The following is a 3519-nucleotide window of genomic DNA, read 5'->3' as shown; positions in this document are numbered from 1 at the left end:
GGCCGACCCAGTACAGCACCGAGTTCCCGCGGCCGGACTCGTAGTCCGCGTCGGCCCATGCGCCGAGCCGGTCTTCGACAGCCTGCCGGTCTCGGTCTTCGCCTTCGACCGGCCAGGTGTTCAGGTCGAGGCCGAAGGGAGCCAGCAGACGGGCGATCTCCCTAACGTGGCCCTCGGTGTCGAGATTGTCATGGTGGCGGTAGGCGGTGAAGTTCACCGGAAACACCCCGGCCTGAGAACCCGCGCCGGCCGCACTCCCCACAATGCCCATAGCGCACGACGATAGACACCCGCGCCCGCCCGCGTTCCAGGCTTCACCGAACGGCAACCACCACCCCGGTCCGGCTTGTACCCGACCCGCTCGTGATCAGCAGGTCAGCACCAGGTCAGGAACACCCCTGGCGATCAAACCACGTCGGTGGGCACGGACGACACGTCGATCACGAGGAAGCCCGTGTCGGTGCCTGCGATGAGCAGGCCGTGAGCTGTTGTCAGAGAGTGGACTCCGTCAGCCATGGGAAGTACGTGCGCTGTTTGCGTGCGGGGGCTCCAGATTCGCACCGTCCCGTCGTCGCCGCCGGTGGCAAGTCGGGGGGTCCCGTCGGACGCGGTGAACACCCCCACCGCCCGCACCCTGCGAAAGTGGCCGGTGAGGGGGTCGCCTTCCTGGGTGCCGGTGGCGGGGTTCCAGATCCGCACCGTCCCATCGTCGCCGCCCGTGGCAAGTCGGGGGGTACCGTCCGGCGCGGTGAACACCCCCACCGCCCACACCCAGTCATCGTGGCCGGTGAGGGGGTCGCCTTCCTGGGTACCGGTGGCGGGGTCCCAGATCCGCACCGTCCGGTCGCCGCCAGTGGCGAGGCGGGGGCTGCCGTCGGGTGCGGTGAACACCGCCACCGCCCGCACCGGGCCGTCGTGGCCGGTGAAGCGGTGGCCTTCCTGGGTGCCGGTGGCGGGGTCCCAGATCCGCACCGTCCCGTCGTCGCCGCCGGTGGCAAGTCGGGGGGTGCCGTCAGGTGCGGTGAACACCCCCACCGCCCGCACCCCGCGGAAGTCACCGGTGAAGGGAACGCCCTCCTGGGCGCGGGTGGCGGGGTTCCAGATCCGCACCGTCCCATCGTCGCCGCCCGTGGCAAGTCGGGGGGTACCGTCCGGCGCGGTGAACACCCCCACCGCCCACACCCAGTCATCGTGGCCGGTGAGGGGGTCGCCTTCCTGGGTACCGGTGGCGGGGTCCCAGATCCGCACCGTCCCGTCGTCGCCGCCAGTGGCCAGGCGGGAAGTGCCGTCAGGTGCGGTGAACACCCCCACCGCCCGCACCCAGTCGTCGTGGCCGGTGAGGAACTCGCGTTCCTGGGCGCGGGTGGTGGGGTTCCAGATCCGCACCGTCCCATCGTCGCCGCCCGAGGCCAGGCGGGAAGTGCCGTCAGGTGCGGTGAACACCCCCACCGCCCGCACCCCGCCGTTGTGGCCGGTGAAGGGAACGCCCTCCTGAGCGCGGGTGGCGGGGTCCCAGATCCGCACCGTCCCATCGTCGCCGCCCGAGGCCAGGCGGGGGGTGCCGTCAGGTGCGGTGAACACCCCCACCGCCCGCACCCCGCGAAAGTGGCCGGTGAAGGGAACGCCCTCCTGGAAGCCGGTGGCGGGGTTCCAGATCCGCACCGTCCGGTCGCCACCGGTGGCGAAGCGGGGGGTGCCGTCAGGTGCGGTGAACATCGCCACCACCCGCACCCAGTCGTCGTGGCCGGTGAGGAACTCGCGTTCCTGGGCGCGGGTGGCAAGGTTCCAGATCCGCACCGTCCCGTCGTCGCCGCCGGTGGCGAGGCGGGGGGTGCCGTCGGGTGCGGTGAACACCGCTACCGCCCGCACCCAGTCGTCGTGGCCGGTGAGGGGTTCGCCGTCCTGGGTGCCGGTCGCGGGGTTCCAGATCCGCACCGTCCGATCGTCGCTGCCGGTGGCCAGCCGGGGGGTGCCGTCAGGTGCGGTGAACACCCCCACCGCCAACACCCCGCCGTCGTGGCCGGTGAAGGGTTCGCCGTCCTGAGTGCCGGTCGCGGGGTTCCAGATCCGCACCGTCCCATCGTCGCCGCCGGTGGCCAGCCGGGGGGTGCCGTCAGGTGCGGTGAACACCCCCACCGCCCACACCCCGCCGTCGTGGCCGGTGAAGGGTTCGCCGTCCTGAGTGCCGGTCGCGGGGTTCCAGATCCGCACCGTCCCGTCGCTGCTGCCGGTGGCCAGCCGGGGGGTGCCGTCAGGCGCGGTGAACGCCGCCACCGCGTTCACCCGGTCGTTGTGGCCGGCGAGTTGGAGGTGGAGCTGGCGGGGCCGGACGGCGCCGGTGGTGAGGGTGGGCGGCCAGGCTCCGGTGGTGTGGGGGTGGGGTTCGGCGGGGGGCGGGTTGCCTTGGAGGTAAGTAGTGCCGAGGCGTCGCCACCAGCGGCGCCACGCGGCGGCAGTGCCCGGCTCCCGGCTGTTGGCGGTGTCGTGGGCGTGGTGTTGGTGGAGGACGGTGCCGGTGATCGCGGGCGGCAGCGCGCCTGGGTCGAGGCCGTGGTGGAGGGCGTTGGTGGTGATGCTGGTGAGGTCGAGGGTGTCGAGGACGTCGGGGTGGGCGTCCAGGATGGTGAGGGCTCCGGCGGCGTGTCCGAGGCGGGCGTGGGTGGCGAGGTGGTGGCGGATGTAGGGGCTGACGTCCGGGGGCCGGGACGCGCTGCCGGGTGTGTGCCGGTGCTGGAGGGTTTCTCGAGCGTGGGCGCTGAGGGCCGTGGTGATACGGGCATGGGCCCCAGCGATGTCGGGGCGGGTGGTGAAGTGCTCGGTGAAGGTGCGGTGGGCGAGGCGGTAGACACTCTGGCCGTGTTCGTGGTCGAGAGCGAGGTAGGGGGCGGCATGCTGGAGCAGCCGTTTGATGCTCTGCCTGCTCTGACCGGGATTGGTGGTGAGGGCGTCGGCCACGGCCGCCCAGACGCCGTCCTGGTCGGGCAGGCCGCGGCCCTGGGCGAGGCCGAGGGCTTGCAGTAGCGGGAGGTAGTGGGGGTTGACGCCTCGCAGGCGCTCCAAGGCGCGGTCGAAGAGCTCCCGGTGGGTGCGGCCGACCAGAGGGCCCGGGTCGGTGAGGAGGTCCGGATTGTTGAGGAGTTCGTGGGCAGCGAGGCGGGCGTAGAGGAACTGCTGCGGCTCCACGCCGCTCTCCTGGTCGTCGGTGACGAGGCGGCGGACGGTCTCCTCGATGAGGGTGTAGTCGGCGTCCAGGGTCCCCTGGTGCTTGGCGGCGTGGAGTTTGGCGCGCAGATAGCCGGCGATCGCTTCCGGGTCCCGGGACACCTCCACGTACCGCGGGCCGGGGACCGCTTGGCTGTCGGGGGCGATGGTGCGCGGGTTGAGGGCGTCGAGAAGGTCGGTGTCAGCGGGGGCGGGGTGGTCCGGGCCCTCGCGGGTGGAGCGGCGGGTGCCGACGATCATGCGGACGGCCGGGAGGGACGCGAGGGGGCGCAGGATCTGGTCGGCGATGAGCAGGGG

Annotated in this window: 2 protein-coding genes; both read right to left on the bottom strand. The window is 72.5% G+C overall.

Translation table 11 applies throughout. The features are described 5' to 3' along the window. On the bottom strand, positions 1-271 hold a 271-nt coding region (locus ACZ3J7_RS40885; protein ID WP_465628472.1), incomplete at its 3' end, for a hypothetical protein. Between the two features lie 134 nt (positions 272-405). Further along, positions 406-3519 (bottom strand): WD40 repeat domain-containing protein (locus ACZ3J7_RS40880; protein ID WP_465628470.1); only part of this gene is annotated, 3114 nt, incomplete at its 5' end.

Source organism: Kitasatospora sp. NPDC015121 (genome assembly GCF_055562955.1).
This window is presented reverse-complemented; position numbering and strand designations above follow the sequence as displayed.